This window comes from Pedobacter gandavensis, from assembly GCF_014172405.1.
Classification (GTDB): domain Bacteria; phylum Bacteroidota; class Bacteroidia; order Sphingobacteriales; family Sphingobacteriaceae; genus Pedobacter; species Pedobacter gandavensis.
The window spans coordinates 1-25,181 of the sequence record NZ_WNXC01000012.1 but is presented as its reverse complement, the minus strand read 5'-3'; the positions used below and the strand labels follow the sequence as shown (position 1 = coordinate 25,181).

The 25,181-nt window shown below is 40.0% G+C and carries 24 protein-coding genes, 1 tRNA gene and 1 pseudogene; 19 read left to right on the top strand and 7 right to left on the bottom strand.

All coding sequences use genetic code 11. From position 1 onward, the window contains the following. Window positions 1-31 precede the first annotated feature (31 nt). The 14 genes from GM920_RS23265 (at window position 32) to GM920_RS23200 (ending at window position 16,098) form a co-directional block, all read left to right on the top strand. Window positions 32-691 (top strand): gluconate 2-dehydrogenase subunit 3 family protein, encoded by a 660-nt coding sequence (locus tag GM920_RS23265; protein ID WP_182961812.1) that lies wholly within the window; start codon window positions 32-34, stop codon window positions 689-691. Window positions 692-710: 19 nt separating this feature from the next. Beyond that, complete coding sequence (locus GM920_RS23260) at window positions 711-2,414, top strand: GMC oxidoreductase (RefSeq protein ID WP_182961811.1); 1,704 nt, start codon at window positions 711-713, stop codon at window positions 2,412-2,414. 101 nt (window positions 2,415-2,515) lie between these two features. Beyond that, window positions 2,516-3,676, top strand: coding sequence for a Gfo/Idh/MocA family protein (locus GM920_RS23255; RefSeq protein WP_182961810.1), 1,161 nt, complete (start codon window positions 2,516-2,518; stop codon window positions 3,674-3,676). A 5-nt stretch (window positions 3,677-3,681) separates the two neighbouring features. Beyond that, a complete protein-coding gene (locus GM920_RS23250) occupies window positions 3,682-4,734 on the top strand; it encodes a sugar phosphate isomerase/epimerase family protein (protein ID WP_182961808.1) in 1,053 nt (350 codons plus the stop codon). Window positions 4,735-4,834: 100 nt separating this feature from the next. Further along, window positions 4,835-5,221 carry a c-type cytochrome gene (locus GM920_RS23245; protein ID WP_182961807.1) on the top strand — a complete coding sequence of 129 codons (387 nt, stop codon included), beginning with the start codon at window positions 4,835-4,837 and terminating at the stop codon, window positions 5,219-5,221. A 27-nt stretch (window positions 5,222-5,248) separates the two neighbouring features. Then, a complete protein-coding gene (locus GM920_RS23240; RefSeq protein ID WP_182961806.1) occupies window positions 5,249-6,694 on the top strand; it encodes a Gfo/Idh/MocA family protein in 1,446 nt (481 codons plus the stop codon). Between the two features lie 35 nt (window positions 6,695-6,729). Beyond that, window positions 6,730-7,422 (top strand): 3-keto-disaccharide hydrolase, encoded by a 693-nt coding sequence (locus tag GM920_RS23235; protein ID WP_182961804.1) that lies wholly within the window; start codon window positions 6,730-6,732, stop codon window positions 7,420-7,422. Window positions 7,423-7,462: 40 nt separating this feature from the next. Then, on the top strand, window positions 7,463-8,701 hold the full coding sequence (locus tag GM920_RS23230; RefSeq protein ID WP_182961802.1) for a nucleoside permease: 1,239 nt from the start codon (window positions 7,463-7,465) through the stop codon (window positions 8,699-8,701). Continuing rightward, the gene (locus GM920_RS23225; protein WP_182961801.1) at window positions 8,701-9,582 is read left to right on the top strand and encodes a hydroxypyruvate isomerase family protein; all 882 of its coding nucleotides are present in this window, start codon (window positions 8,701-8,703) and stop codon (window positions 9,580-9,582) included. The genes GM920_RS23230 and GM920_RS23225 overlap by 1 nt, the downstream gene beginning before the upstream one ends. A 10-nt stretch (window positions 9,583-9,592) precedes the next feature. Next, entirely contained in the window at window positions 9,593-10,465 is an 873-nt protein-coding gene (locus GM920_RS23220; protein WP_182961800.1) for a sugar phosphate isomerase/epimerase family protein, read from the top strand. Between the two features lie 283 nt (window positions 10,466-10,748). Then, the gene (locus GM920_RS23215; protein WP_182961799.1) at window positions 10,749-11,741 is read left to right on the top strand and encodes an aspartate-semialdehyde dehydrogenase; all 993 of its coding nucleotides are present in this window, start codon (window positions 10,749-10,751) and stop codon (window positions 11,739-11,741) included. A gap of 101 nt (window positions 11,742-11,842) precedes the next feature. After that, window positions 11,843-13,258, top strand: a complete 1,416-nt coding sequence (dacB, locus tag GM920_RS23210) for a D-alanyl-D-alanine carboxypeptidase/D-alanyl-D-alanine endopeptidase (protein WP_182961797.1) — start codon at window positions 11,843-11,845, stop codon at window positions 13,256-13,258. A 76-nt stretch (window positions 13,259-13,334) separates the two neighbouring features. Further along, window positions 13,335-15,293, top strand: coding sequence for a beta-N-acetylhexosaminidase (locus GM920_RS23205; protein ID WP_182961796.1), 1,959 nt, complete (start codon window positions 13,335-13,337; stop codon window positions 15,291-15,293). Between the two features lie 4 nt (window positions 15,294-15,297). Continuing rightward, a complete protein-coding gene (locus GM920_RS23200; RefSeq protein WP_182961795.1) occupies window positions 15,298-16,098 on the top strand; it encodes a tRNA pseudouridine synthase A in 801 nt (266 codons plus the stop codon). Here the strand turns inward: GM920_RS23200 and GM920_RS23195 are convergent. After that, window positions 16,091-16,750 (bottom strand): TetR/AcrR family transcriptional regulator, encoded by a 660-nt coding sequence (locus tag GM920_RS23195; protein ID WP_182961794.1) that lies wholly within the window; start codon window positions 16,748-16,750, stop codon window positions 16,091-16,093. The two genes, GM920_RS23200 and GM920_RS23195, sit on opposite strands and share 8 nt — an antisense overlap. Window positions 16,751-17,564: 814 nt before the next feature. Here GM920_RS23195 and GM920_RS23190 point away from each other — a divergent pair. Together GM920_RS23190 and GM920_RS23185 are read left to right on the top strand one after the other, a co-directional pair. Next, a complete protein-coding gene (locus tag GM920_RS23190) occupies window positions 17,565-18,020 on the top strand; it encodes a DoxX family protein (protein ID WP_182961793.1) in 456 nt (151 codons plus the stop codon). Between the two features lie 66 nt (window positions 18,021-18,086). After that, entirely contained in the window at window positions 18,087-18,485 is a 399-nt protein-coding gene (locus tag GM920_RS23185; protein WP_182961791.1) for an acyl-CoA thioesterase, read from the top strand. Here the strand turns inward: GM920_RS23185 and GM920_RS23180 are convergent. The 4 genes from GM920_RS23180 to GM920_RS23165 are packed head-to-tail and all read right to left on the bottom strand — an operon-like array spanning window position 18,482 to window position 21,746. After that, window positions 18,482-18,988, bottom strand: coding sequence for a shikimate kinase (locus GM920_RS23180; RefSeq protein ID WP_182961790.1), 507 nt, complete (start codon window positions 18,986-18,988; stop codon window positions 18,482-18,484). The genes GM920_RS23185 and GM920_RS23180 overlap by 4 nt on opposite strands. Before the next feature lie 2 nt (window positions 18,989-18,990). Beyond that, window positions 18,991-20,049, bottom strand: coding sequence for an ABC transporter permease (locus tag GM920_RS23175; protein WP_182961788.1), 1,059 nt, complete (start codon window positions 20,047-20,049; stop codon window positions 18,991-18,993). Window positions 20,050-20,052: 3 nt separating this feature from the next. Continuing rightward, entirely contained in the window at window positions 20,053-21,204 is a 1,152-nt protein-coding gene (locus tag GM920_RS23170; protein ID WP_182961786.1) for a BT_3928 family protein, read from the bottom strand. Next, entirely contained in the window at window positions 21,204-21,746 is a 543-nt protein-coding gene (locus GM920_RS23165) for a DUF1599 domain-containing protein (protein WP_182961784.1), read from the bottom strand. The genes GM920_RS23170 and GM920_RS23165 overlap by 1 nt, the downstream gene beginning before the upstream one ends. 56 nt (window positions 21,747-21,802) lie before the next feature. Here GM920_RS23165 and folP point away from each other — a divergent pair, with 56 nt between their 5' ends. Beyond that, a complete protein-coding gene (gene folP / locus GM920_RS23160; protein ID WP_182961782.1) occupies window positions 21,803-22,660 on the top strand; it encodes a dihydropteroate synthase in 858 nt (285 codons plus the stop codon). Window positions 22,661-22,704: 44 nt separating this feature from the next. After that, complete coding sequence (cdaA, locus tag GM920_RS23155; RefSeq protein WP_182961780.1) at window positions 22,705-23,496, top strand: diadenylate cyclase CdaA; 792 nt, start codon at window positions 22,705-22,707, stop codon at window positions 23,494-23,496. 131 nt (window positions 23,497-23,627) lie between these two features. Here the strand turns inward: cdaA and GM920_RS23150 are convergent, their stop codons facing one another. Further along, complete coding sequence (locus tag GM920_RS23150; RefSeq protein WP_182961778.1) at window positions 23,628-24,038, bottom strand: BrxA/BrxB family bacilliredoxin; 411 nt, start codon at window positions 24,036-24,038, stop codon at window positions 23,628-23,630. A gap of 320 nt (window positions 24,039-24,358) precedes the next feature. Between GM920_RS23150 and GM920_RS23145 the strand changes: the two genes are divergently transcribed. Then, window positions 24,359-24,432, top strand: a tRNA-Asn gene (locus GM920_RS23145). A gap of 139 nt (window positions 24,433-24,571) precedes the next feature. Here the strand turns inward: GM920_RS23145 and GM920_RS23785 are convergent. Beyond that, window positions 24,572-25,024, bottom strand: a pseudogene (locus GM920_RS23785) (ISL3 family transposase). Window positions 25,025-25,181: the final 157 nt, after the last annotated feature.

The window sequence follows — 25,181 nt, the reverse complement described above, 5'->3', positions numbered from 1 at the left end:
TAACCATATAAAAACACCTAAACAGCCTAGTATGAACAGAAGAGAAGCAGTGAAAAGTGTTGCCTTTTTAATGGGGGGCGCATTGTCTGCAACTACTATTGGAGTATTTTTAGATAGTTGTACTTCACCATCTACAAAAGCAGCCGGGAACTTATTTTCTGCCGATCAGGAAAAGGTTATCACGGAAGTTGCTGATGTCATTATCCCTACCACGAGTACGCCAGGAGCAAAAGCGGCTGGAGTTGGTCCATTCATCGCCATGATGGTGAAAGAGTGCTACCCTGAAGATGCTCGAACAGCCTTTGTGAAAGGTCTGGAAGATCTGGAAAAACAGTCTCAGGACACTTTCAAAAAATCATTCCTTGAGATTTCTGTACCACAGCGCCAAGAACTTTTAAGTAAAGTCAGAGAGGCTACGATTGCAGCAAATAAAACCGAAAAAGAGGCGTTGGAAAAACAACAAGAAAACATTACTCAGAAAAAATCTGAAAAGGAAGCTCCAGGCAACGCAATGACGCCAAAGGACAAGCCTAAAACTACGCCTCAATTCTTCGCGATCATCAGAGATTTAACCTTACTGGGTTATTTTACCTCCGAAATTGGAGCTACAAAAGCCATGGCTTACGTAGAAATTCCAGGTCGTTACGACGGCGATGTACCTTTAAAGCCAGGTCAAAAAGTTTGGTCATAAACCTTTTAGAAATTAAACAATGAGCAATTTAAATACGAAAGCAACAGCGCAAAACACTTATGATGCGATTGTTGTAGGATCAGGAATCAGTGGCGGCTGGGCTGCAAAAGAATTAACGGAGAAAGGTTTAAAAGTTCTGTTACTGGAAAGAGGCAGGAACATTGAACACATCAAGGACTATACCACGGCCATGAAAAAGCCATGGGAGTTTGAGCACCGTGGCAGATTAACAGAGGCACAAAAAGAGTCTCATCCGGTACAAAAAAGAGATTATCCTTATCAGGAATTTAATGAAAGCTTCTGGGTGAATGACCTGGAATGCCCATATACAGAGGTAAAACGTTTCGATTGGTACCGTGGTTTCCATGTAGGTGGAAAATCACTAATGTGGGGTCGTCAGAGTTACCGTTTAAGTGACCTGAATTTTGAAGACAATGCAAAAGACGGTCATGGTGTAGATTGGCCGATCAGATATAAAGACATTTCTCCTTGGTATGATTATGTAGAGAAATTTGCAGGAATCAGTGGACAAGCAGAAAACTATCCTCACTTCCCAGATGGGCAGTTCCTTCCTCCAATGGATATGAACGTGGTGGAGAAAGATGTAAAGAAAAGAATTGAAAGTAAATGGAATAAATCCAGAATCTTAACCATTGGTCGTACTGCGAACTTAACAGTAGAACATGGTGGAAGAGGTAAATGTCAATACCGTAACCTTTGTAGCAGAGGTTGTCCATTTGGCGCTTATTTCAGCACACAATCTTCTACCTTACCTGCTGCGGTGGCGACTGGCAACTTAACCCTTCGTCCATACTCATTGGTGAACACCATCATCTATGATAAAGAAACACAAAAAGCGAAAGGTGTAGTCGTGATTGATTCTGAAACGAATGAGCATATTGAATACTTTGCAAAAATTGTATTCGTTAACGGTTCTACGTTAGGTTCAACCTTCTTATTGTTAAACTCTACTTCAGCTGAACATCCAAATGGATTAGGTAATGCAAGTGGTGAGCTTGGACACAACTTAATGGATCACCATTTCCGTTGCGGAGCATCTGGAAGAGCGGAAGGTTTTGACGACAAATACACTTATGGCAGAAGAGCCAATGGAATTTACATTCCTAGATATAGAAATATTGGTAATGACAAACGCGATTACGTAAGGGGCTTCGGTTACCAGGGTGGCGCAAGTCGCGGAAACTGGCATGCTGATGTTGCTGAAATGGCATTTGGCGGTGAGTTTAAAGACCAGATGACGGTTCCAGGTTCATGGAATATGGGCTTAGGTGGTTTCGGAGAGTCTCTTCCTTACCATGAAAACCGCGTTTATATTGATAAAGATAAAAAAGACAAATGGGGACAACCTGTTTTGGCAATTGATTGTGAATTCAAAGATAACGAGCAGAAAATGCGCGTAGACATGATGAACGATGCTGCTGAAATGTTGGAAGCTGCTGGTATAAAAGATGTGAAAACATACGACAATGGTTCTACTCCAGGTATGGCTATCCATGAAATGGGTACTGCACGTATGGGACTTGATCCAAAAACGTCTGTGTTGAACAAATGGAATCAGATGCACGAAGTGAAAAACGTATTCGTAACTGATGGTTCATGTATGCCTTCTGCAGCTTGTCAGAATCCTTCATTAACCTATATGGCACTGACCGCAAGAGCATGTGATTTTGCAGTTAAGGAGCTTAAAAACGGTAACCTTTAATATTAACCTGCATACTGGTAAAACCCGGTATGCAGGTTTTATATTTAAAACTGCTAAGTCGGTTTAGACACTTTAAAAACAACAAAAAACAAAATATTCTGATGAACAACAGAAAGATGAGAATGGGCATGATTGGTGGTGGCAAAGATGCCTTCATCGGAGCCGTTCACCGCATTGCGGCAAACATAGATGGTCAGGTTGAATTTTGCTGTGGCGCTTTAAGCGTCAACCCTGAAGTTGGTAGACAGTCGGGAAAGGACCTTTTCCTTGATGACGACCGCATTTATGCGAATTATCAGGAAATGATTGAAAAAGAAAGTCAGCTTCCTGCAGATAAACGTATGGATTTCGTGACCATTGTGACGCCTAACTTTGCTCATTTTGCTCCAGCAATGATGGCTCTGGACCATGGCTTTAATGTTGTCATTGAGAAACCTATTACCTTATCATTAGAGGAGGCCAAACAATTGCAAGAAAAAGTAAAAGAGACAGGATTGGTATTGTGCCTGACTCATACTTATTCTGGTTACCCGATGGTGAAACAAGCCAAAGCAATGGTAAAAGAGGGAAAACTGGGTGCCATTAGAAAAATAATGGTCGAGTATCCTCAGGGATGGTTGAGCACCTTAACAGAACGTGAAGGCAATGCTGGCGCTGCATGGCGTACCGACCCTACCAAAAGTGGTAAAAGTGGTTGCATGGGTGATATCGGAACTCATGCCGCTCAATTGGCAGAATATATTTCCGGATTAAAGATCAGTAAGCTTTGTGCAGATTTAAATATCGTAGTACCTGGCCGTGGATTAGACGATGACGGAAACGTATTGTTAAAATTCGACAATGGTGCCAATGGTGTTTTAATTGCATCTCAAATTGCAGCAGGTGAAGAAAACGCCTTGAAAATTAAAGTTTATGGTGAAAAAGGAGGCTTAGAATGGCACCAGATGGAACCAAATACCTTAATCGTAAAATGGCTGAATGAACCCGCACAAATCTACCGCGCCGGACAGGCGTACCTTTCAGATGCTGCGAAACACAATACACGTGTGCCTGGTGGTCACCCAGAAGGCTACCTGGAAGCTTTCGCTAACATTTACAGAAACTTCGTATTAACCATTGGTGCAATCAGTCAAGGTCAGGAACCTACCGCAGCAATGCTTGATTTCCCTAAAGTAGAAGACGGCGTAAGAGGCATGGCATTTATTGATAATGTAGTCGCTTCTTCGGCATCTGATCAAAAGTGGTTTGATTTTAAAATATAAACATCATGACAACAATTAAAGGCCCCGGAGTTTTTCTGGCTCAGTTTATCGGTGATGAAGCTCCATTCAATTCATTGGATGCCATTTGTGAATGGGCAGCGGGATTGGGATTTAAAGGTATTCAAATGCCAACACTTGATCCAAGATTCATCGATTTACAAAAAGCAGCAGAAAGTAAAACTTATGCGGATGAATTAAAAGGAAAAGTAGCGTCTTACGGATTGGAAATTACAGAACTATCCACACACCTGCAAGGGCAATTGGTTGCTGTAAACCCAGCTTACGACCTTGCTTTTGATGCTTTTGCTCCCGATCAATATAAGAACAACCCTGCTGAAAGAACCAAATGGGCTGTTCAGCAATTGAAATATGCAGCGAAAGCCTCACAAAATCTAGGCTTAAATGCGCATGCTACGTTTAGTGGATCGTTGTTATGGCATATGTTTCATCCATGGCCACAACGCCCGGAAGGATTGGTAGACGCCGCTTTTACCGAACTGGCTAAAAGATGGACACCTATATTAAACGAATTCGACAACTGCGGTGTAGATGTGTGTTATGAGATTCACCCGGGTGAAGATCTTTTTGACGGCATCACTTATGAGATGTTCCTGGAAAAAGTAAACAATCACCCTCGTGCTTGTCTGCTATATGACCCATCGCATTTTGTGTTACAGCAACTGGATTACATCCAATACATCGATTTCTACCATGAGCGTATCAAGGCTTTCCATGTAAAAGATTCAGAGTTTAATCCAACCGGAAAACAAGGAACTTTTGGTGGTTACCAAAGTTGGGCAAATCGTGCTGGAAGATACCGTTCACCAGGTGATGGACAGGTAGATTTCAAAACCATTTTCAGCAAGCTAGCACAATACGATTACACTGGCTGGGCAGTAATGGAATGGGAATGTGTGATTAAAGATGCTCAGGTTGGTGCCAAAGAAGGTGCAGAATTAATCAGCAAATTGATCATTCCGGTAACGGATAGAGCATTCGACGATTTTGCCGCTTCGGGTGGAAATGACGAATTCAACAATAAAATTTTAGGACTATAATAATTAATACAATAATAAGATAAAGCATCATCAGTTTAGCCCTTCCAAAAGCTGAACGAATAAAATATGATCGCTTTATCAGCCATAAAACAATAATCTAATGAAAAATACACTATTTATCCTTGCCTGCTTTATTATGGCTTTAGCTTCATGCGGAAGTCCAGAATCAAATTCTACCAGCACAACCGCCACCACTGAAACTACAGCTGCAGCGAGTGCAACAACTGAAAAACATCCTGGAGAAAAGTTAATTGCAACTTCCGACTGTATTGGTTGCCACAATAAAGTAACGAAAGTAATTGGCCCAACTTACGAAGAGATTGCGGCTAAATACACCCTTAATGATGCAACAGTTGAGCAACTGTCTAAAAAAATCATTGAAGGTGGTAAAGGTGTTTGGGGTGAAGTTCCAATGACTCCTCATGCTAACCTATCACAAGACGATGCCAAAGAAATGGTACGTTACATTCTATCCCTGAAAAAATAACCTGAACCACAGAACCAAATATAAACCATGGAAGAAACCAACAAAAACCAGGAAACCTCGTCAAGACGGAGTTTCCTTAAAACCACCGCAATTGCAGCTTCTGCATTTATGATTGTTCCCCGTCATGTTTTAGGCGGACCAGGATTTATAGCGCCAAGTGACCGCCTGATTATCGCCGGAGTCGGTGCAGGAGGTAAAGGACAATCAGATATTGCTAATTTCTACAAAAGCGGAAAAGCTGACATCGGCTTTCTTTGTGATGTCCACGATTCAAGGGCTGCGGCCAGCGTAAAGGCATTCCCAAAAGCAAAATACTATAGGGATTTCCGTGAATTGTTCGACAAAGAGCACAAGAATTTCGATGCGGTTTCGGTTTCGACCCCAGATCATAGTCATGCGATTATTGCCTTAGCTGCCATGCAATTAGGTAAACACGTGTATGTGCAGAAGCCTTTGGCCCATGATATTCATGAAGCACGTGCGTTAACCGCAGCAGCGCAAAAATACAAAGTGGTGACCCAGATGGGAAACCAGGGTGCTTCAAATGATGGCCCTAGACAAATGAAAGAATGGTATGATGCAGGTTTAATTGGTGATGTACACACGGTTTATGCCTGGACAGACCGACCGGTTTGGCCACAAGGTATTCCATGGTCTGCGAACAAAGCGGAAGTGCCTAAAGACCTGGATTGGGACTTATGGTTAGGTACTGCTCCTTACAAGGATTACGTGAACAAACTGGTTCCATTTAACTGGAGAGGTTGGTGGGATTATGGAACAGGTGCATTAGGAGATATGGGCTGTCACCTGTTAGAAGCTCCATTTAGCATGTTAAACCTGAAATATGCAACTGAAGTTCAAGCTAGTGTAGGTTCAGTTTATGTGGATGAATTTAAACGTGGCTATTTCCCGGACAGTTGCCCTCCATCAAGTCATGTAACTTTAAAATTCCCTAAAACCAATAAAACTAAAGGTGATGTAACTGTTCACTGGATGGACGGCGGTATTCAGCCGGAAAGACCAGAAGAACTGGAAGCAAACGAAGTGTTCGGTGATGGTGGAAATGGTACTTTATTTATCGGTACCAAAGGAAAAATGATGGCCAGTACTTACAGTGCTGATCCACGTTTATTACCATTAAGTAAAAATAAAGACATCAAAGTTCCTGCAAAATTTGCACGAGTTCCTGGTGGTGCTGATGGCCATTATGCACAATGGGTAGAAGGTTGTATCGCAGGATATGGCAAAAAAGAATTGAGTTCTCCATTTGAGATTGCCGGACCACTAACAGAAGCTTTATTGATGGCAAACTTAGCCATCAGAGGAACGGATGTTCAAGTGAAAAATGATAAAGGAAGAGCCAGTTTCCCAGGAAGAGACATCAAATTACTTTGGGACAATGCCAATATGAAAGTAACCAATTTTGATGCTGTAAACCAGTTCGTAAAACGTGACTACCGTAAAGGATGGTAATTAACCATCCCGCTTTTAACTTAAAAAGAAAAACTATGAAACCATATATTTTTTCAGCGATGCTGCTTACTGCGGTATTCGGTGCAACAGGCAATAGCAATGCGCAATCCAGCAGTAAAGGATTTACTAAACTGTTTGATGGTAAAACTACTGCCGGATGGCACACTTACGGTCAGAAAACCGCTGGTGCAAAATGGGATGTCGAAGATGGCGCCCTTCATTGTAACACTAAAAACACCGGAGGTGGCGATTTAGTAACCGATAAAGAATATGGTAATTTCCACCTGAAAGTAGATTGGAAAGTGGCTCCTAAAGCCAATAGTGGGATTATCTTTTATGTCCATGAAGACAAGCCTAAATATGGTGCGACCTACAGCACAGGTTTGGAAATGCAGGTATTAGATAACGAAGGCCATCCAGATGGAAAAATCACCAAACACCGTTCAGGAGATCTTTATGACCTGATTAAAAGCAGCTCAGAACCTGTTAAACCTGTTGGAGAATGGAATACTGCTGAGATCATCAGCAAAAACGGCAAATTAGAGCTTAAATTAAATGGCGTAAAAGTAGTACAAACTACCCTTTGGGACGACCAATTCAAGGCATTAATTGCAGGTAGTAAGTTTGCAAAATGGCCAGATTTCGCTACATTCAAGACTGGAAAAATTGCCTTACAGGATCATGGTGATGAAGTATGGTACCGCAACATCATGATTAAAGAGCTTTAATGCTAAAAAATACACCAAAATATTAAACAAGACATAAACAATGAACCTTAACAACCGCATCAAACTATCATTCATGATGTTCCTGGAGTTTTTCATCTGGGGCGCATGGTTTGTAACCCTGGGCACCTTCCTGGGAAACAACCTCAGTGCTACAGGTGGCCAGTCGGCATCTGTATTCTCCACCCAATCCTGGGGAGCCATTATTGCTCCTTTCATTATTGGTTTGATTGCCGACCGATATTTTAACGCAGAAAAAATTCTTGGCGTGCTACACCTCATCGGTGCTGTACTCATGTATCAAATGTACAATGCAACAGACATCAGTGTATTCTATCCTTATGTATTGGCTTACATGATTCTCTTCATGCCTACGCTGGCATTGGTCAACTCTGTTTCCTTCAATCAAATGAAAGATCCTGAAAAAGAATTCTCTACCATCAGGGTATTTGGAACGATCGGATGGATTGCAGCAGGTTTATTGATCAGCTTTTATTTTCACTGGGATTCTGCAGAAGGTGCCAAAGAAGGTCTGCTTAAAAACACTTTCCTGATGGCAGGTATTGCCTCTGTAGTATTAGGTCTGTTTAGTTTTGCCTTACCAAAAACTCCCCCGAAAGCTGTGGCCGGCGAAAAAGTTAAAGTATCAGAAATCCTAGGATTAGATGCATTAAAATTATTAAAGGATAAAAACTTCGCAATCTTCTTTGTCTCCTCTATTCTAATTTGTATCCCTCTTGCCTTCTATTACCAGAATGCACACCCTTTCCTATCTAATGTAGGCGTGGAAGATCCAACAGGAAAGATGACAATTGGACAAGTTTCAGAAGTACTATTCCTGCTTTTACTTCCAATATTCTTCACCAAATTCGGTTTTAAGAAAACCATTTTGGTTGGTATGTTAGCATGGGCTGTACGCTATGCGCTTTTCGCTTATGGAAACGCAGGTGATTTAGGTTTTATGTTGATCATCGGCATAGCCCTTCATGGCGTTTGTTATGACTTCTTCTTTGTATCCGGACAAATTTATACCAACTCTATTGCTGGTGATAAATACAAAAGTTCTGCACAAGGCTTGATCACTTTAGCAACTTATGGTGTAGGTATGTTAATCGGTTTTGAAGTTGCAGGTTACATCACCGATACTTATAAACTGGCTGATGGTACCGTAGATTGGAAAATGGTTTGGATCATTCCTTCCATAATTTCATTGGTTGTTTTCCTACTCTTCACTGTTTTCTTTACTGACAAGAAAAAAGAGGAAGTTCAATTAAATGCATAATGGCTGAGGAACTAAGCAGGAGAACTGCCTTAAAAAATATGGTTGCCGGAACCGCCGCTTTAGGTGTTTCGGCAGCACTGCCAAGTTTTGCTATGGAACCTTATAAATCTACCGCATTGAAAGGAAATGTAAACCATTCTGTTTGCGCCTGGTGTTTCGGAGATATGGAATTAGATGCCCTATGTGTTGAAGCCAAAAAAATTGGAATTAAAGCGATAGACCTTGTTGGTCCGGCAGGATGGCCTACCTTAAAGAAGCACGGTTTGGACTCTTCCATGTGTAATGGTGCAGAAATCAACCTTGTTGATGGCTGGAATGATCCCAAATTTCATGCTACGCTGATTAAAAACTATACGGAAATGATTCCTAAAGTTGCTGCTGCAGGTTATAAACAATTGATCTGTTTTAGCGGAAATCGCCGTGGAAAAGATGATGAAACTGGTCTTAACAATTGTGTAGCAGGCTTGAAACAAGTGATCGGAATTGCCGAAAAACACAATGTGGTTTTGGTAATGGAATTGTTAAACAGCAAAGTTGACCATACTGATTATCAATGCGACACCACCAAATGGGGTGCTGAATTGGCGAAAAGATTAGGCTCTGAAAACTTCAAATTATTGTATGATATTTATCATATGCAGATTGATGAAGGTAATGTAATCAGTAACATAAAAAAGTACCATCCTTACATCTCTCATTACCACACTGCCGGCGTTCCCGGAAGAAATGAAATAGACGATACTCAGGAGTTATTTTATCCAGCGATTATAAAAGCTATATTAGCAACTGGATTTAAAGGTTATCTTGCGCAGGAATTTATTCCTAAGTATAAGGATAAAATTAAATCACTGAGAGACGCCGTAAATATTTGTGACGTATAAACCAAAAGTTATGAACTCTAGAAGAACATTTATAAAAAACGCAGGGATGGCTGCAGCAGGAGCCCTGTTGTTTCCTTCATTTGCGCATGCCTTTGCTAAGGTAAAACCTGTTGGACTTCAACTGTATACTTTGAGAGAAGTGATCGGTAAAGACCCTAAAGGTGTCATTGAGAAAATAGCTAAAGCAGGCTATAAAGAAGTAGAAACTTACGGATACTCTGCTAAAGGTGGTTATTTTGGTATGGATGCTAAAGCATTCAAAGGTCTATTGGATGCCAATGGATTGAAAGCACCAAGTGGCCACTTCGGTTTGGATTCTTTCTTAAAAGACGGAAACCAAGATGAACTGAAAATTGCTATCGAAGGCGCAAACGGACTAAAAATGGAATTTCTTACAATTCCTTGGATGGGCGAAAGCTTAAGATCCAGCCTTGATGATTATAAAAAAGTTTCTGAGCGTCTAAATCAGGCAGCAGAAATCTGTAAGAAATCAGGATTGAAACTAGCCTACCATAACCATGATTTTGAATTCAAGAAATATGATGGCAAAACCGGATACGAGGTGATGCTGGCTGAAACTGATAAAAACCTGGTAAAGTTTGAAATGGACTTATATTGGGTAGTCAGATCAGGTAATGATCCAATTGCATTCTTCAATAAATACCCTGGACGTTTCCCAATGTGGCACGTAAAGGATATGGATAAAGCTAACCATACCATCAATACTGAGGTAGGAACAGGTACAATCGACTTTAAATCATTCTTTAAACATGCCAAGCAGGCAGGATTGAAGTATGCTATTGTGGAACAGGAGAACTTCTCCAAGGATCCGTTTATCAGCATTAAGCAAAGCTTTGATTACGTAAGTCGCGAACTGGTTTAAGAATAAGATCTTAAAATATCTAGGGAAGTGGTTTACAAAACTACTTCCCTTTTTTTATGACCGATATCTTTGACCTGAAGACTTTAAAGATCAACGACAAGAGTAGCCCAAATGATCTTTGAAGCACATTAAAATGCAAGTTTTGAGTACTTTAGCAGCAAAAAGCACAAAAATTTCACCATATTTGAAAAATATGGCTGAAATAAGCCGATGAAAAAGAGAACTTATTACAAAAAACTGAATACTATAAATTAATAAGAACTATAAAAAACCAATTAAAAAAATGAAAATTGCAGTTGTAGGCGCCACCGGTCTGGTAGGTACCGTAATGTTAAAAGTGTTAGAAGAGCGTAACTTCCCGTTAACCGAGTTAATTCCGGTTGCATCTGAAAAAAGTGTAGGTAAAGAAATCACTTTTAAGGGTAAGAAGTATGCTATTGTAAACATGGATACTGCAATTTCAATGAGACCTGATATTGCTTTATTCTCTGCGGGTGGTAGCACCTCATTAGAACATGCCCCACGTTTCGCTGAGGCAGGAACCACAGTAATTGACAATTCATCGGCATGGCGCATGGACCCTACAAAGAAGTTAGTGGTACCAGAAGTGAATGCTCATGAACTATCTCTTGATGATAAGATCATTGCAAATCCAAATTGTTCAACTATTCAAATGGTAGTGGCCTTAAAACCATTACATGATAAATATAAGATCAAACGTGTTGTTGTTTCTACTTACCAGTCGGTAACAGGTACTGGTGTAAAAGCAGTAGAGCAAATGATGAATGAGCGTAAAGGTATTACTGATGGCCCTATGGCTTATGCTTACCCGATTGATTTAAACGTAATTCCTCAGATTGATGTTTTCGAAGCAAACGGATACACCAAAGAGGAAATGAAAATGATCAATGAAACTCGTAAAATCATGAGTGACGATAGTATCCGTTTAACAGCGACTACTGTTCGTATTCCGGTGATGGGTGGACACTCGGAGTCAGTAAACATCGAGTTTGAAAACGACTTTGATGTCATTGAACTAAGAGAATTATTAGCCAATACTCCAGGAATCGTTGTAGTTGATGACATTGCCAACCTGAAATATCCAATGCCTAAAGATGCTCATGAGAGAGATGAGGTATTTGTTGGAAGAATCAGACGTGATGAATCTATGCCGAATTCAGTAAACCTTTGGATCGTTGCAGATAACCTTCGTAAAGGTGCAGCAACCAATGCTGTTCAGATTGCAGAATACCTGGTAAGTAAAGACCTGGTTTAATTCTCCTTCTATAAAAAATGATTGAGGTATGGAGCGCTTTAAAAGGCAATCTGTACCTCAATTTTTCGTTAATGGCTATTTAGTCTTTTAATTCTCTTTCCATGAATATTGTCAGAAAAACTGCACTGTTATCCCTGATCCTTTTACAACAATTTGCAAATGCACAAAGTCCGGTAGAAAAACTGGAACAAGCGTATCAGGTACTAAAAGACGATAGCCAGGCAAAACATGCAATCATTGGTCTTTGCGTATTAGATGCGAACACCGGAAAACTATTGCTGGGTAAAAATGAAGAGGTCGGGCTGGCTACAGCTTCTACGTTAAAGACCATTACTTCCGCAACAGCATTCCATATGTTGGGCAAAGATTTTCAATACCAGACCACGCTTGCTTATAGTGGTAAAATTAGTCCGGATGGCACTTTACAAGGCGACCTGATTATCGTGGGTGGCGGAGATCCGACATTAGGCTCTTGGCGCTACGAAAGCACCAAAGAAAACTACATCCTGCAACAATGGGTAACTGCTATTCAGCGCGCAGGCATTAAAAAAATTGAAGGTAAAATTATCGGAGACGACAGTATTTGGGGTACTCAAAGTACGCCTGATGGTTGGATCTGGCAGGATATAGGAAACTATTATGGCGCCGGTCCTTCGGCACTCAGCTGGCGCGAGAACCAATTTGACATTCATCTAAAAGCTAACAACAACGCAGATAAATCGGTATCCATTCTAAAAGTGGTTCCGGAAATGCCTTATCTTAAAATCATGAATGAGTTGATCGCCGGACCAGAAGGCAGTGGGGATCATGCGTATTCTTACCTCCCTCCTGATGCCAGCATTGCCTACCTTCGTGGAACCTGGGCGCTAGGGATTTCCAAGCCAGGTGTTTCAACAGCGGTCCCAAATCCTGCCTTTGATGCAGCTTACCGTTTACAGGACACGCTAAGCCGTATCGGCATTGCGACACAACTTTCCCCTACTACCGCCAGATTGCTAGCGGTAGATCAGCAGTCAGTACCTACCATTCAGCAGAAACTGATTACGATTAACTCCCCTACTTTATCAGAAATCGTCTATTGGTTCAATAAAAAAAGTGTGAATTTATACGGAGAGCACTTGTTAAAAACTTTGGCATGGAAATCAGGAAAGTTACCTACTACGCTGAACGGCTCACAAACAGAAATCAATTTCTGGGCGGAAAAAGGAATAGATAGACATTCTTTGAACATTACCGATGGCAGTGGGTTATCACCAGCGATCAGAGTTACGCCAATGGCGATGGCTGAAATACTATTTCAATCGCAAAAAGAATCCTGGTTTCCGGACTTTTACAAATCACTTCCAGATAACAATGGTATGAAACTAAAAAGTGGAAGCATTGCCGATGTTTCAGCCTATGCCGGCTATCATACCGATAAATCGGGAAACAAATATGTTATTGTCATCAATATCAATAACTACTCAGGAACGGGTATTAGTAAAAAGCTATTCAAGGTACTCGATGCTTTAAAGTAGTATGACTCCCGATTATCTGCCATTTTATTGATAAATTGCGACAGTTTTTAAACAAAAAATACGCCTACCCTCTGCTATGAAAAGATTATTCCTGTTTGCATTTTGCAGTCTGATCAGCGCTGCTGGTTTTAGCCAGGCACCTTTCAGTACAAATGCTGTTGAGTTGTTACCATCCGCCCCACTTCCGACCGAAATTGCCATCATTCCGGAACCCGTTTCTGTGATCAAACAGGATGGGCATTTCATTTTACCCAAAAACGTAACGATCCAGTCGCCGGCAAATGTGGAAATGAAACAGGTGACCAGCTTTTTACAGGAACGGTTATCAATTCCTACCGGAAATTATGTATCTATAGTAAGCGGACATATTGGGGATCATGCTCAAATCAGGCTAATTTTAAACGACAAACACAATCCAATTTTAGGAGCTGAAGGTTATCAATTGACTGTGAAACCTAATCAAATTCTGATTAGGGCCAACAAACCCGCCGGGCTATATTATGGCGCACAAAGTTTGGTACAGCTATTCCCTAAAGAAATAGAAAGTAAAGAACTGGTGGAGCATATCCGCTGGTCAGCTCCAAGCGTAGAAATCATTGATTATCCGCGTGTAGGCTGGAGAGGGTTAATGCTGGATGTTGCGCGTCATTTCTTCACAAAAGAGGAGGTTAAGCAATATATCAATGCGATGGTTCGCTACAAATACAATCTGCTTCATTTACACCTCACCGATGATGAAGGTTGGAGAATAGAAATCAAGGGCTATCCTAAACTAACTTCAGTTGGTGCATGGAGTGTAAAGAAAACCGGAGAATTTGGAAATTTCACACCACCTACAGCGGATGAACCCCGTACTTATGGCGGTTTTTATACTCAAGAAGATTTAAAAGAATTGATTCAATATGCACAGGATCGATTTGTGAACATCATGCCAGAGATTGATGTCCCAGGACATAGTTTAGCTGCTATTGCTTCCTATCCGGAGCTTTCATGTACCCCAGGCGCAGAGAACTACCGTGTTCGCTCCGGCGAAAAAATCATGGACTGGTCCAGAGGAGCGCCACCAACTGCATTGGTTGACAATACCCTTTGTCCGGCAAATGAAAAAGTATACAGCTTTTTAGATACGGTAATCACACAAGTTGCTGCACTTTTCCCATTCGAATACATTCACATGGGTGGAGATGAGGCGCCATTTAATTTCTGGCAGAAAAGCGATGCAATTAAAGCACTGATGCAAAAAGAAGGATTAAAAAACATGCACCAGGTACAAGGCTATTTTGAGAAACGTGTACAGGAAATTGTTGAATCTAAAGGTAAAAAATTCATGGGCTGGGATGAGATCATGGATGGTGATTTACCTCCAAGCGCAGCAGTGATGAGCTGGAGAGGGATGAAATACGGAACCGATGCCGCCCTTAAAAAACATGAAGTAGTAATGAGCCCGACTACCTATGCCTACCTGGATTATATGCAGGCTGATCAGATTACAGAACCGAGAGTATATGCTTCCCTTCGTTTAAGTAAAGCTTACGAATTTGATCCAATCCCTGCTGGCGTAGATCCAAAATATATTAAAGGTGGACAGGCTAACCTATGGACAGAGCAAGTTACCAATATTCGTCAGGCAGAATATATGACCTGGCCGAGGGGAATGGCCATTGCTGAATCCGTTTGGTCGCCTAAAGAAAAGAAAAACTGGGAAAACTTTTTTGGAAGAGTAGAGCATCATTTTCAACGGTTGGATATTGCGGAAACTAAATACGCACCTAGTGTTTATGATCCGATCTTTAAAGTGAGCAGGTCTGCCGATAAACAGCTGATTATTGAATTAAGTACAGAAATAACCGGATTGGATATTTATTACAGTTTTGACAATTCTTTTCCGGACCGTTTTTATCCGAAGTATACGGAAAAATTAACGCCACCAAAAGACGCAACCATGTTAAGAGTGATTACCTATAGAGGTAAACAGCCGATTGGAAGAATGATGAACATGCCAATAGAAGAGTTAAACAAGAGAGCAAGAAGATAAGACATTGAGGTATTTCGTACATATAGGCTACCATGGCCTTCATTTTAATGGCTGGCAAAAGCAACCCGGAGTCATGAACGTTCAGGGCGTTTTAGAAAATGCACTAACGAAAATTCTAAAGACACCGGTTTTTATCAATGGCTGCGGGCGTACAGATGCCCACGTTCATGCCAGTCAATTCTTTTTTCACATGGACATTGAGCAGCCTTGGGATTTTGATTTGATGTTTAGGCTAAACAAACTATTACCGGCCAGCATTGCTGTTTTTGACATCATTCCTATGGAAGGTTTACCGCATGCACGTTTTGATGCTGTCCAACGTAGCTATGATTATTTTATCCATACGTACAAAAGTCCTTTCTTAAATGGACTTAGTGCTTTTTATTTGTTAGAGGATTTACAATTTGATCAAATGAAAAAGGCCGCAGCATTACTACCGCTCTACAAAGACTACCGAGGTTTTTGTACCAGTCCGGACAAGTATGAGCATACGATCTGTAATGTAATGTCGGCTGGACTAACCGTAGATAGCAGTGGAGATCGTTTACGTTTTCAAATCTCTTCTAATCGCTTTCTCGGCAAAATGATCCGGATCATTATGGGCCAGTTACTAAAAATCGGAAAAGGGGAATTGAGTTTAGATGAATTTGAGCATTATTTGATCAATAAAGAAACACCTCGACTCATTACCCCTGCACATCCGCAAGGGTTATATTTATCTAAGGTGACTTATCCTTACTTGAACCTGCCGCCAAGAACTACCTTTTCAGCAATTCTACAACCGCAGTTTGAGTCTTTTAAATAATTTTGTTTTTAGCTTTACCTGCCTGGAATGCCCATTCTACAATGTGGCGGATAGATTTTTGCACTTCAGCTCTTCCTTCTGCCGAATTGATATCCAATCCACAGATGGTACTGTCATTCTTCTTGGCATGGAGCACCATATAATAAATTCCAGAAACCAACAGGGCGGAGACCCCTCTTAAACTTACCGGAGAATTTTTGAAATAAGGATCTGACATCTCCAATAATATATCCCCCTGCTCTGCCCTTACTTTGCACATGCTATCTAGTAAAACAGTTCTTTCAGAAATCTCCCATAATATGATTTTTTGCATCTCTTCTTCATTCCAAAAATACTCAAACTGTTTTTCAAGAAGTGAGGATATCGTATCTACTAAGGCGCTCTTTTTATTGATCCCTTCAATGTCATTGGAGATGTTTTTCTTATAGGATAACCAATAATCTTTTTCAATCACATAGGTTTCAATCAGACGGTCTACATTTTCAAAATACCTGTAGATCAACTTCTTCGTAACTTTAGCCTCTCTGGCGATTTCATTAACGCCCAATGCGCGGTAACCTTTGGCCTTAATGATCGCACCAACGGCATCAATCAGCTTACGTTCCGTCAATAAACGGCTTTTAATTGCTTCTGTAGGTTCTTTTTTTACCATATCAATGGGGAATTCTTGTAAAGGACAAATGGAAAATAGCTAAAACGTATGGTATAGAATAATATTTTAATACAATAAATAAACATTAAACACAATTACAAAAACCATGCAATAAAAAGGAATTATATTTAAAATCACATTGAATTCACTGGAAAAATAATAATAATAAATTATTTATTTAGTTAAAGTAACAAGTAAAATTATACAAAAACAAGCTTTGAAGCATCAAACGACTGATTTTCATTCAGGTATATTTATATTTTAATTGTTATAAAGAGATCATAAATAGATAGAAATTGAAAAAGAGTTAAAAAATAACTTCATGGCATTCCTACCGAATGCCATGAAGAGGGATAATTCAATATAGGGGGGACATATTGAATGTTATTAATATGCGTTCTAATAACCCGTTTTGTATTAACGCACAAATTGCAAAACGGCAAATCAACAAAAATTTGAGAACGTTGATTAATGTATTAGAATCTCAAGATAATAGGGGATTATATTTTAATTCATACATGGCAAATATAAACTACAAAACCTGTCGAAGTGGTGACATGGAAAATTATTTTAAAACTTATAAAACAATGAAATTCAATATTTTATCAAAAAATAAGGCAATAAAAAAACAGAATTAGTGCAAAAAAAAGATTTTAGCACATTTAGTCTCCTTTGATTTTTAGCTATTGGATACTCAAATCAGGAATACAAATAAAGCACTGAAAAACAGTAAATTACCACAGAATCTCCCTTGGTAATCTAGTTTATTTTCCTTAACTTCAATTAGCAATTTTTAAAAACAAGGAGGTATATCATGACTGTTATTCAAAAGATTGAACACTGGGGAGACCTGCATCATGCCAAATGGCTGGATGCAGTACGCATTATGTTAGGTGTGTTGATATTTGGCAAGGGCATTGCCATTGTGGGCAATACGGCATCCTTACAAGATCTACTCTTACAAAACAATGTGTATAGTTTTTCGGGGATGATGGCGAGTTTGCTGGTACATATTGTTGGATTTGCTCATCTGGTAGGGGGCTTATTTATCGTACTTGGCCTGTTGACCAGGTTTGCAGTAGTCATTCAGATTCCAATTCTGTTGGGTGCGGTATTTTTCGTGAATTTATCCCGGGGATTCTCTTTTCTAAATTCAGAATTATGGCTTTCCATCATTGTCTTGATGTTGTTGATCTTATTCTGGGTAATTGGTTCAGGCCCATTCTCCGTAGACTATCAAATGAAGAAAAAGCATCGGAGTTTAGACTAAAATTCTACTGGATTAAATCTGAGATTCATGATGCTTAAATGATTAGTTTTGAACAAAATAAGGCTTATGAATTTTCACACTAGAAAATGGGTAAAACCAGAAGACCTAAATCCCAATGGGACTTTGTTTGGCGGGAGCTTGCTCCGTTGGATCGATGAAGAGGCAGCGATCTATGCGATTGTACAATTGGGTAATCCGAGAGTCGTTACAAAATACATTTCGGAAATCAATTTTGTCAGTTCGGCTAAACAGGGCGACATAATAGAGATGGGCATTACCGCCACCGACTTTGGGCATACCTCTTTAACGATGCGCTGTGAAGTGCGTAATAAGATCACCAGAAAAAGTATCCTGACCATCGATAAAATGGTATTTGTAAATGTGGACGAAGATGGAAATCCGGCACCACATGGAAAAACCCATATTAAATACATTGAAGAACAATTTGAGAAAGAAGACCTTTAAACGTCAGATAGAACCAATACTCTTAGGGCATCAGGCGTCAGGCTGATGCCATTAACAATCTGATTGGCTTGTTGATAGAAAGGATTACGTTCTTCCAGTTTAGCAGCAATGAACGCGATCAGCTCATCTTCGTTCATATCTTTTAACAAGGGACGCTTATCCTTACCGCCTTCCAGACGTTTCGCAAGTGCAGTGGGAGGCATTTCGATATATACAGAAAGTCCATTTTCATTGATCCACTGCATGTTGTCAAAATAACAGGGAGCTCCCCCACCTGTAGCTACCACACAATTATCTGGGTAATTGAACTCTTTTAACGTTTTACTTTCAAATACCCTGAAGGCAGGCTCTCCCTTAGCAGCGAAAAATTCACCTATAGGCATTCCGGCAAGCATTTCAATCTGGTGATCCAGGTCAATAAAATCATACCCCAATTTAGTCGCCAGTTTTCTACCCAACGTACTTTTACCACAGCCCATAAATCCAATCAGAAATATTTTCATTTTTACTCAGCAAGTTTAATTCTAGGGTCAATAACGGCGTATAATAAGTCTACCAGAATATTGATCAACACAAATATAAAGGCAATAAAAAGAATTGAGCCCATTACAACCGGAAAATCTGACATTTCCAATGCGCTAACGGTAGCCTTCCCCAATCCATTGTATCCAAAGATATATTCTACAAAAAAAGAACCAGCCAATAAGCCTGCAAACCAACCGGAGATTGCAGTGATGACTGGATTTAAAGCGTTTTTAAGCGCGTGTTTGTAAATGATCGCATTTCTACTTAATCCTTTCGCTTTGGCAGTCCTGATGTAGTCCTGGGCCAAAACATCCAACATTGCGCTCCGGGTTAGCTGTACAATAATCGCGAGCGGCCTTAATCCCAGGGTAATCATTGGCAACCAAAGATTTTTCAAGGTCATAATCTCTCCCTTGAAGGGATCATAGCTATACAAGCTCCCCGACATATTTAAACCCGTATAGTCGCTCCATACGAAACCGAACAACCAGGCAATGATGATTCCTGCAAAAAAAGAAGGCGCAGAAATCCCCAGTATGGCAAATGAATTTGCTGCTTTATCGATCCAGGTATCTTTGTTTACAGCAGAAACCACACCTAGAAAAACACCTATAACGGTAGCGAAAACCATGGCTGACAGCGCCAATACAAAAGTATTGGGAACGGTTTCTCTTAAGATACTGGTCACCTCTCTCTTTGTTTGATAGGATCTGCGAAGGTAAGGCCATTTTAAAACGACCACCTCCTTTCCAAGAGCCAGTAATTTCACATCATGATACTTTGCTTTATTTTCGGCAGTATTGGTATGGATACTTAGGGGAGAAAGGTCATTCAGGTATAGAAAAAATTGAACTGGCCTGGACTTATCCAGACCAAATTCTTTGCGTACGGCTTCCAGTGACTGTACATCGGACCGCTGCCCCATTGTCATTCTTGCTGGATCACCTGGCAACACATTAAACAGTAAAAACACCACGATCAACACGCCCAGCATAACCGCCAGTCCATATAAAAACTTCTTGAGGGCGTAGGAAAGCATCGCTTATTTACTGAAATATTTTTCGGAAAGCACCTCAAATGAAGGTACCGCATTGTAATGCCATTTGTCGATAATGACTCCATTTTTAAGTAATAATACCCCGGGATTAGCTCTCACCATACTTTTTAAAGGAACTGCATCCGCATAAAAAACTTCCGTAAACAGTTTCATTTTTTTACTAAAAACTTGGGCATCCTGTGCAGAATTAGAAGTTAGCAGTACCGTTCTGATGTTAAATTGTTCTGCGGCATTCAGTGCCAACGCATTCAACCTGGCCATCCCCTCTTCATCGGTATCTTTTAGGTTGTAAGCCACATAAATCAAGTTATAATAAGGGTTTTCTATCAGTTCTTTTGTGTAATCTGTACCAGAAGCGTCGCTGATTAACAAATCTTTGATCTTTGGTTCGTAACCTTTTTTGATCAATTTCTTTTCAGGAGTTCCAACGATCTCCCAATTTTCATCTTTCCAGATTTCCGTTTTCAGGTAATCTTTATCACTCATCACCTTTTTCTCTTTTGTTTTCTTATTGCTCAGATTGTACATGATTAAGAATTCATCAGGTTCAGCTCCCGGAGGCGTAGCCATAAGTGCTGGAATATTCGCACCTACTTTATAAGGCAGGAAATCTAAGATTGGCAGTCTGCTGTAGGTATATTGGCTGAACATCAGCGAAGCACAAAGCACAATAGCCAGCGAGGCACTTTGCCAGCTACGGTTAGTGGTGATTGGCTGAATTAAATTCCTATTGATGAAAAGATAAACGATTAATATCAGAAGTAGTAAATCTTTGGAGAAAGACTGCCACGGTGTTAAAGGAATTGCATCTCCAAAACAACCACAAGAAGTCACTACTTTGAAAAATGCCGATACAAAAGTTAGGAAGGTAAAGAAAATAATGACTGCCAATAGGCCAGAAGTCACCCTTTTAGCCCAAAAGCCAAAAAGTAGCAATGCCCCCAGTACGATTTCCATCACACATAGTAAAATGGCAATTCCAGTAGCGATACCACTTAAAAAAGGCAGGTGAAAAACTTCAAAATATTCCTGCAACTTATAACCGAAGCCCAACGGGTCATTCGCTTTAATTAGTCCAGAGAATATAAATAGGACTCCAACAAATATTCTGGCAAAATTTAAGGCAATTTTCTTCATTATTTCAGTCCTAGTTTTATCAATGCAAAAACAGAATAATTGAGCATATCCTGGTAGTTGGCATCCACCCCTTCCGAGGCCAATGTTTGACCAGCATTGTCTTCAATCTGCTTTACTCTTAAAATTTTCATCAGGATCAGGTCGGTTAAGGAGCTGATGCGTAAATCTCTCCAGGCCTCCCCATAATCATGATTTTTTGCGAACATCAATTCTTTGGTGAGCTTTACCTTTTCATCATAAAGCCGTTCCACTTGTTCCAGTGGTAGATCGTAGGAATCACCATCAGCAAATTCCAGCTGTAGCATCCCCATCACACAATAATTAATGATACCGATATATTCGGGAATAATTCCTTCATCTACCATGGAGACCTTTTTTTCCTCCAGCGTACGGATACGTTGTGCCTTAATGAAAATCTGATCGGTAATAGAAGATGGCCTTAGTATGCGCCATGCCGTCCCATAGTCCTTTGTTTTCTTTATAAAAAGCGATTTACAAACCGCAATTACTGAGTCGAATTCTTGAGATGTGTTTGTTGCCAAAACAATTAAAATATTTAGTTTAAAGCTATTTAAATACCGTATTTTTGCTTTCTACGATGGCTAAAGATACATTTTTAAACCCAAAAACCACACTAAACCTGCAAGGCAGGCTTGTAGATATCAGCAAGCCGACAGTGATGGTAATCCTCAATCTCACTCCGGATTCATTTTATAACAACAGCAGAGTTGACAATGTTGATGACGCGTTGAGGCGAACGGAAACATTTCTAAATGAGGGCGCTAAGTTCATAGATATTGGTGCTTATTCTTCACGCCCTGGTGCTGCGGAAGTAAGCACTGAGGAAGAATTGAGTCGGATGGTGCCCATGGTAGAAATCATTAGTAAAAAATTCCCTGAAGCCTGGCTTTCCATAGACACTTTCCGGGCGAAAGTAGCCAGGGAAAGTATTGGTGCCGGAGCACACCTGATCAACGACATTTCCGGAGGAGAATTAGACGAAGAGATGTTCCAAACGGCAGCAGATTTACAGGTTCCATATATTCTAATGCACATGCGGGGTACGCCACAGAATATGCAGCAGCAAACTGGCTATTCGAATATCGCTCTAAACCTGATTGATTACTTCTCTGAAAAAATAGCTACACTAAGGAAATTAGGGCTAAAAGATATTATCCTTGATCCAGGCTTTGGTTTTGCAAAGACAACTGATGAAAATTACCAATTGCTCAACCAGCTAGAAGATCTTGATATTTTTGAATTGCCATTATTAGTTGGCTTCTCACGAAAATCGATGATCTATAACTTTTTAGGGAATGATCCCCAACATGCCTTAAACGGAACCACCATACTGAATACCATTGCTTTGATGAAGGGTGCAGGAATCCTTAGAGTCCATGATGTGAAAGCTGCAGCAGAATGCATTGCCTTGGTAGAGAAAACCAGAACGCATTAGAATGCAGCTCACATAAATATCAAAAAATACCTAACTTGGGCATAATGAAAGGATTTGACTTCGATTTTCTAAGAGTATCATTAACAGATGTGGTGGACATAATATTTGTTGCACTGCTCATCTACTATATTTACAACCTGATTAAAAACACACTGGCAGTCAATTTACTGCTGGGAATGTTGATCATTCTGATCATCTGGTTTGCAGTAGAACAGCTCAACATGAGGTTACTCTCTACCATCATCAATAAGTTTATGAGTGTAGGAATCATCGCCTTGATTGTAATCTTTCAGCCAGAAATCCGGCGTTTCCTCCTTTTGATTGGGAAAAACACCTTTCTTCAGCAGAACAAAGCATGGTGGGGTTATCTTTTCGGCAGCAAAAACATTGAAAGGGACAATTTGGTCCGCATAAAACCAATCATTGATGCTTGTAAAAGCATGAAAAAATCAAGAACAGGTGCTTTAATTGTATTTGTCAAGTTCTATGACGACCAGCTTTTCGCCAATAGCTGTGAGGTGATTGATTCTAGAATATCAAAAAGATTATTGGAAAGTATCTTTCAAAAATATAGTCCACTACACGATGGTGCAGTGGTCATTGCAGAAAATAAGATCAAAAGTGCCAGTTGTATTTTACCACTCACTGATAATGATAAACTGCCTCCACAATTTGGATTACGCCATAGAGCTGGGATTGGTGTTTCAGAAACCACGGATGCCGTAGCAGTCATCATTTCTGAAGAAACCGGCGAAATCGCCTATGCGAAACAAGGAAGGGTAAGAATGAATGTCTCTTTCGGAGAGCTGGAAAAATTACTGAATAAGGATTTTTAAATCAATTCCCCCTAGCGGCGGAAAATAACTTTCGGGAAATGAGGATTAAATATTATGTAATAAAACAAGGGCTGGTTTTCATCAAACCAGCCCTTGTTTTATTATATTTTTATCGCTCTTTTTTGTTGCGATTAGCAGTATTGTTCAAAAGCACCAATTAGACTGTCAGCGATCATTTGTGCTGGTCTGCCTTCGATTTGGTGACGTTCAATCATGTGAACCAGTTTACCATCTTTGAATAAAGCCATTGATGGAGAAGATGGAGGGAAAGGCATCATATAACCTCTAGCTCTATCTACTGCTTCTTTTTCCATACCTGCAAATACGGTAATCAATTTATCAGGGTGTTTCTCATTTGCTGCTGCTAATCTTGCTGCTGGACGAGCATTTGCTGCTGCACAACCACAAACAGAGTTTACTACTACAAACACAGTACCCTCAGCGGTGATGGCACTGTCTACATCAGCTGCAGTTTTCATCTCTTCGAAACCTACTTTAGTAAGTTCTGCACGCATTGGTTCTACTAAATATTCAGGATACATATTTTCTATCTTTAATTCGTTAATCGATACAAATGTACAGCAACAGGCATTAGCATCAAAGAAATACCATGGAACTGTCCTTGATTTTACCTTTAAATTACTTTGATTTTATCCATTTAATGGCGTTCAGCCTCTTTTCGTTCGTTTTCTAAAAAAAAAATTGAATTTTAATTCACACTAAATTAGGGCCTTAATTTAAAATCTAAAAAAAAATCGCCTTACTCCTTTTATAAGTGGGGAAAAACTCCTAATATTGCACACCGAAAAAAAGGGAATTATTTAAGTTTTCAAAAACACTAATAATCTCTGAATCGAAGGATTCCCGAGTAGCTCAGCTGGTTAGAGCATCTGACTGTTAATCAGAGGGTCACTGGTTCGAGCCCAGTCTCGGGAGCACAAATCTACAAGTCGGTAGATTACCAAAAAAATCCCGTTTCTCACAAAGAAACGGGATTTTTTATTTCAAAACAGGAAATTTCCATAAATCCAAACCATTTTTCTAGGATCAAGCGGAATTCTTGGGGGAATGAGATTTAAGCATAGATTTTAGATAGCCTGAATAGGAAAAATTTAACATCCCTAACTCCCCTGGAAGTTGCCCTGAATGCTTTCACCTTTGCATTGAATGATTCCGCAGATGCATTTGTAGATCTGTTAGTGAAGAAGTTTAGAATAGATAATTAATGTACCTGTATAGGTCTGGGGACAGTTCTGAATGTTTCTATTGCGGAATCTTCTACATCATTATACCATAATGCCAGCCGTTTAAATGCCTGTTCCTTACTTTTACATACTTTAAAGATTTCGCCTAGTCTTAGGGATAATTTATATGCCTTGTTTAACTCTGGATACCGCTCAAAGAGCAGTTCCGCCCGGTTCTTCTGAGCCTGGGTCCATTTATTGTGGTGTTTGAACAGTAAATATCTACTTCTGGCCAGCAATTGTTTAAGTGTATCTCCATTGCAAAGCACCTCCCCACGGAAGATGGTTTTGTTTTTCTTTGCTAGTTTAATGGCTTCATTTGGATCAATCCCAAAACTTGTGGAGGAGGTGATAAAAATATAGCTTTGTATTTTTATCCAGTTTAATATTTATGCCATCAAGTACTGCATCATTACTGAAATTATTTCTGCCAGATTTTAT

Bases quoted from the DNA above. Each gene is read 5' to 3' on its own strand.
- GM920_RS23255 (WP_182961810.1), top strand. From the start codon at position 2,516: ATGAACAACAGAAAGATGAGAATGGGCATGATTGGTGGTGGCAAAGAT.
- dacB (WP_182961797.1), top strand. From the start codon at position 11,843: ATGAATATTGTCAGAAAAACTGCACTGTTATCCCTGATCCTTTTACAA.
- GM920_RS23265 (WP_182961812.1), top strand. From the start codon at position 32: ATGAACAGAAGAGAAGCAGTGAAAAGTGTTGCCTTTTTAATGGGGGGC.
- GM920_RS23170 (WP_182961786.1), bottom strand. From the start codon at position 21,204: ATGAAGAAAATTGCCTTAAATTTTGCCAGAATATTTGTTGGAGTCCTA.
- GM920_RS23205 (WP_182961796.1), top strand. From the start codon at position 13,335: ATGAAAAGATTATTCCTGTTTGCATTTTGCAGTCTGATCAGCGCTGCT.
- GM920_RS23230 (WP_182961802.1), top strand. From the start codon at position 7,463: ATGAACCTTAACAACCGCATCAAACTATCATTCATGATGTTCCTGGAG.
- GM920_RS23220 (WP_182961800.1), top strand. From the start codon at position 9,593: ATGAACTCTAGAAGAACATTTATAAAAAACGCAGGGATGGCTGCAGCA.
- GM920_RS23245 (WP_182961807.1), top strand. From the start codon at position 4,835: ATGAAAAATACACTATTTATCCTTGCCTGCTTTATTATGGCTTTAGCT.
- cdaA (WP_182961780.1), top strand. From the start codon at position 22,705: ATGAAAGGATTTGACTTCGATTTTCTAAGAGTATCATTAACAGATGTG.
- GM920_RS23260 (WP_182961811.1), top strand. From the start codon at position 711: ATGAGCAATTTAAATACGAAAGCAACAGCGCAAAACACTTATGATGCG.
- GM920_RS23225 (WP_182961801.1), top strand. From the start codon at position 8,701: ATGGCTGAGGAACTAAGCAGGAGAACTGCCTTAAAAAATATGGTTGCC.
- GM920_RS23185 (WP_182961791.1), top strand. From the start codon at position 18,087: ATGAATTTTCACACTAGAAAATGGGTAAAACCAGAAGACCTAAATCCC.
- GM920_RS23190 (WP_182961793.1), top strand. From the start codon at position 17,565: ATGACTGTTATTCAAAAGATTGAACACTGGGGAGACCTGCATCATGCC.
- GM920_RS23195 (WP_182961794.1), bottom strand. From the start codon at position 16,750: ATGGTAAAAAAAGAACCTACAGAAGCAATTAAAAGCCGTTTATTGACG.
- GM920_RS23175 (WP_182961788.1), bottom strand. From the start codon at position 20,049: ATGCTTTCCTACGCCCTCAAGAAGTTTTTATATGGACTGGCGGTTATG.
- GM920_RS23250 (WP_182961808.1), top strand. From the start codon at position 3,682: ATGACAACAATTAAAGGCCCCGGAGTTTTTCTGGCTCAGTTTATCGGT.
- GM920_RS23235 (WP_182961804.1), top strand. From the start codon at position 6,730: ATGAAACCATATATTTTTTCAGCGATGCTGCTTACTGCGGTATTCGGT.
- folP (WP_182961782.1), top strand. From the start codon at position 21,803: ATGGCTAAAGATACATTTTTAAACCCAAAAACCACACTAAACCTGCAA.
- GM920_RS23150 (WP_182961778.1), bottom strand. From the start codon at position 24,038: ATGTATCCTGAATATTTAGTAGAACCAATGCGTGCAGAACTTACTAAA.
- GM920_RS23180 (WP_182961790.1), bottom strand. From the start codon at position 18,988: ATGAAAATATTTCTGATTGGATTTATGGGCTGTGGTAAAAGTACGTTG.
- GM920_RS23240 (WP_182961806.1), top strand. From the start codon at position 5,249: ATGGAAGAAACCAACAAAAACCAGGAAACCTCGTCAAGACGGAGTTTC.
- GM920_RS23215 (WP_182961799.1), top strand. From the start codon at position 10,749: ATGAAAATTGCAGTTGTAGGCGCCACCGGTCTGGTAGGTACCGTAATG.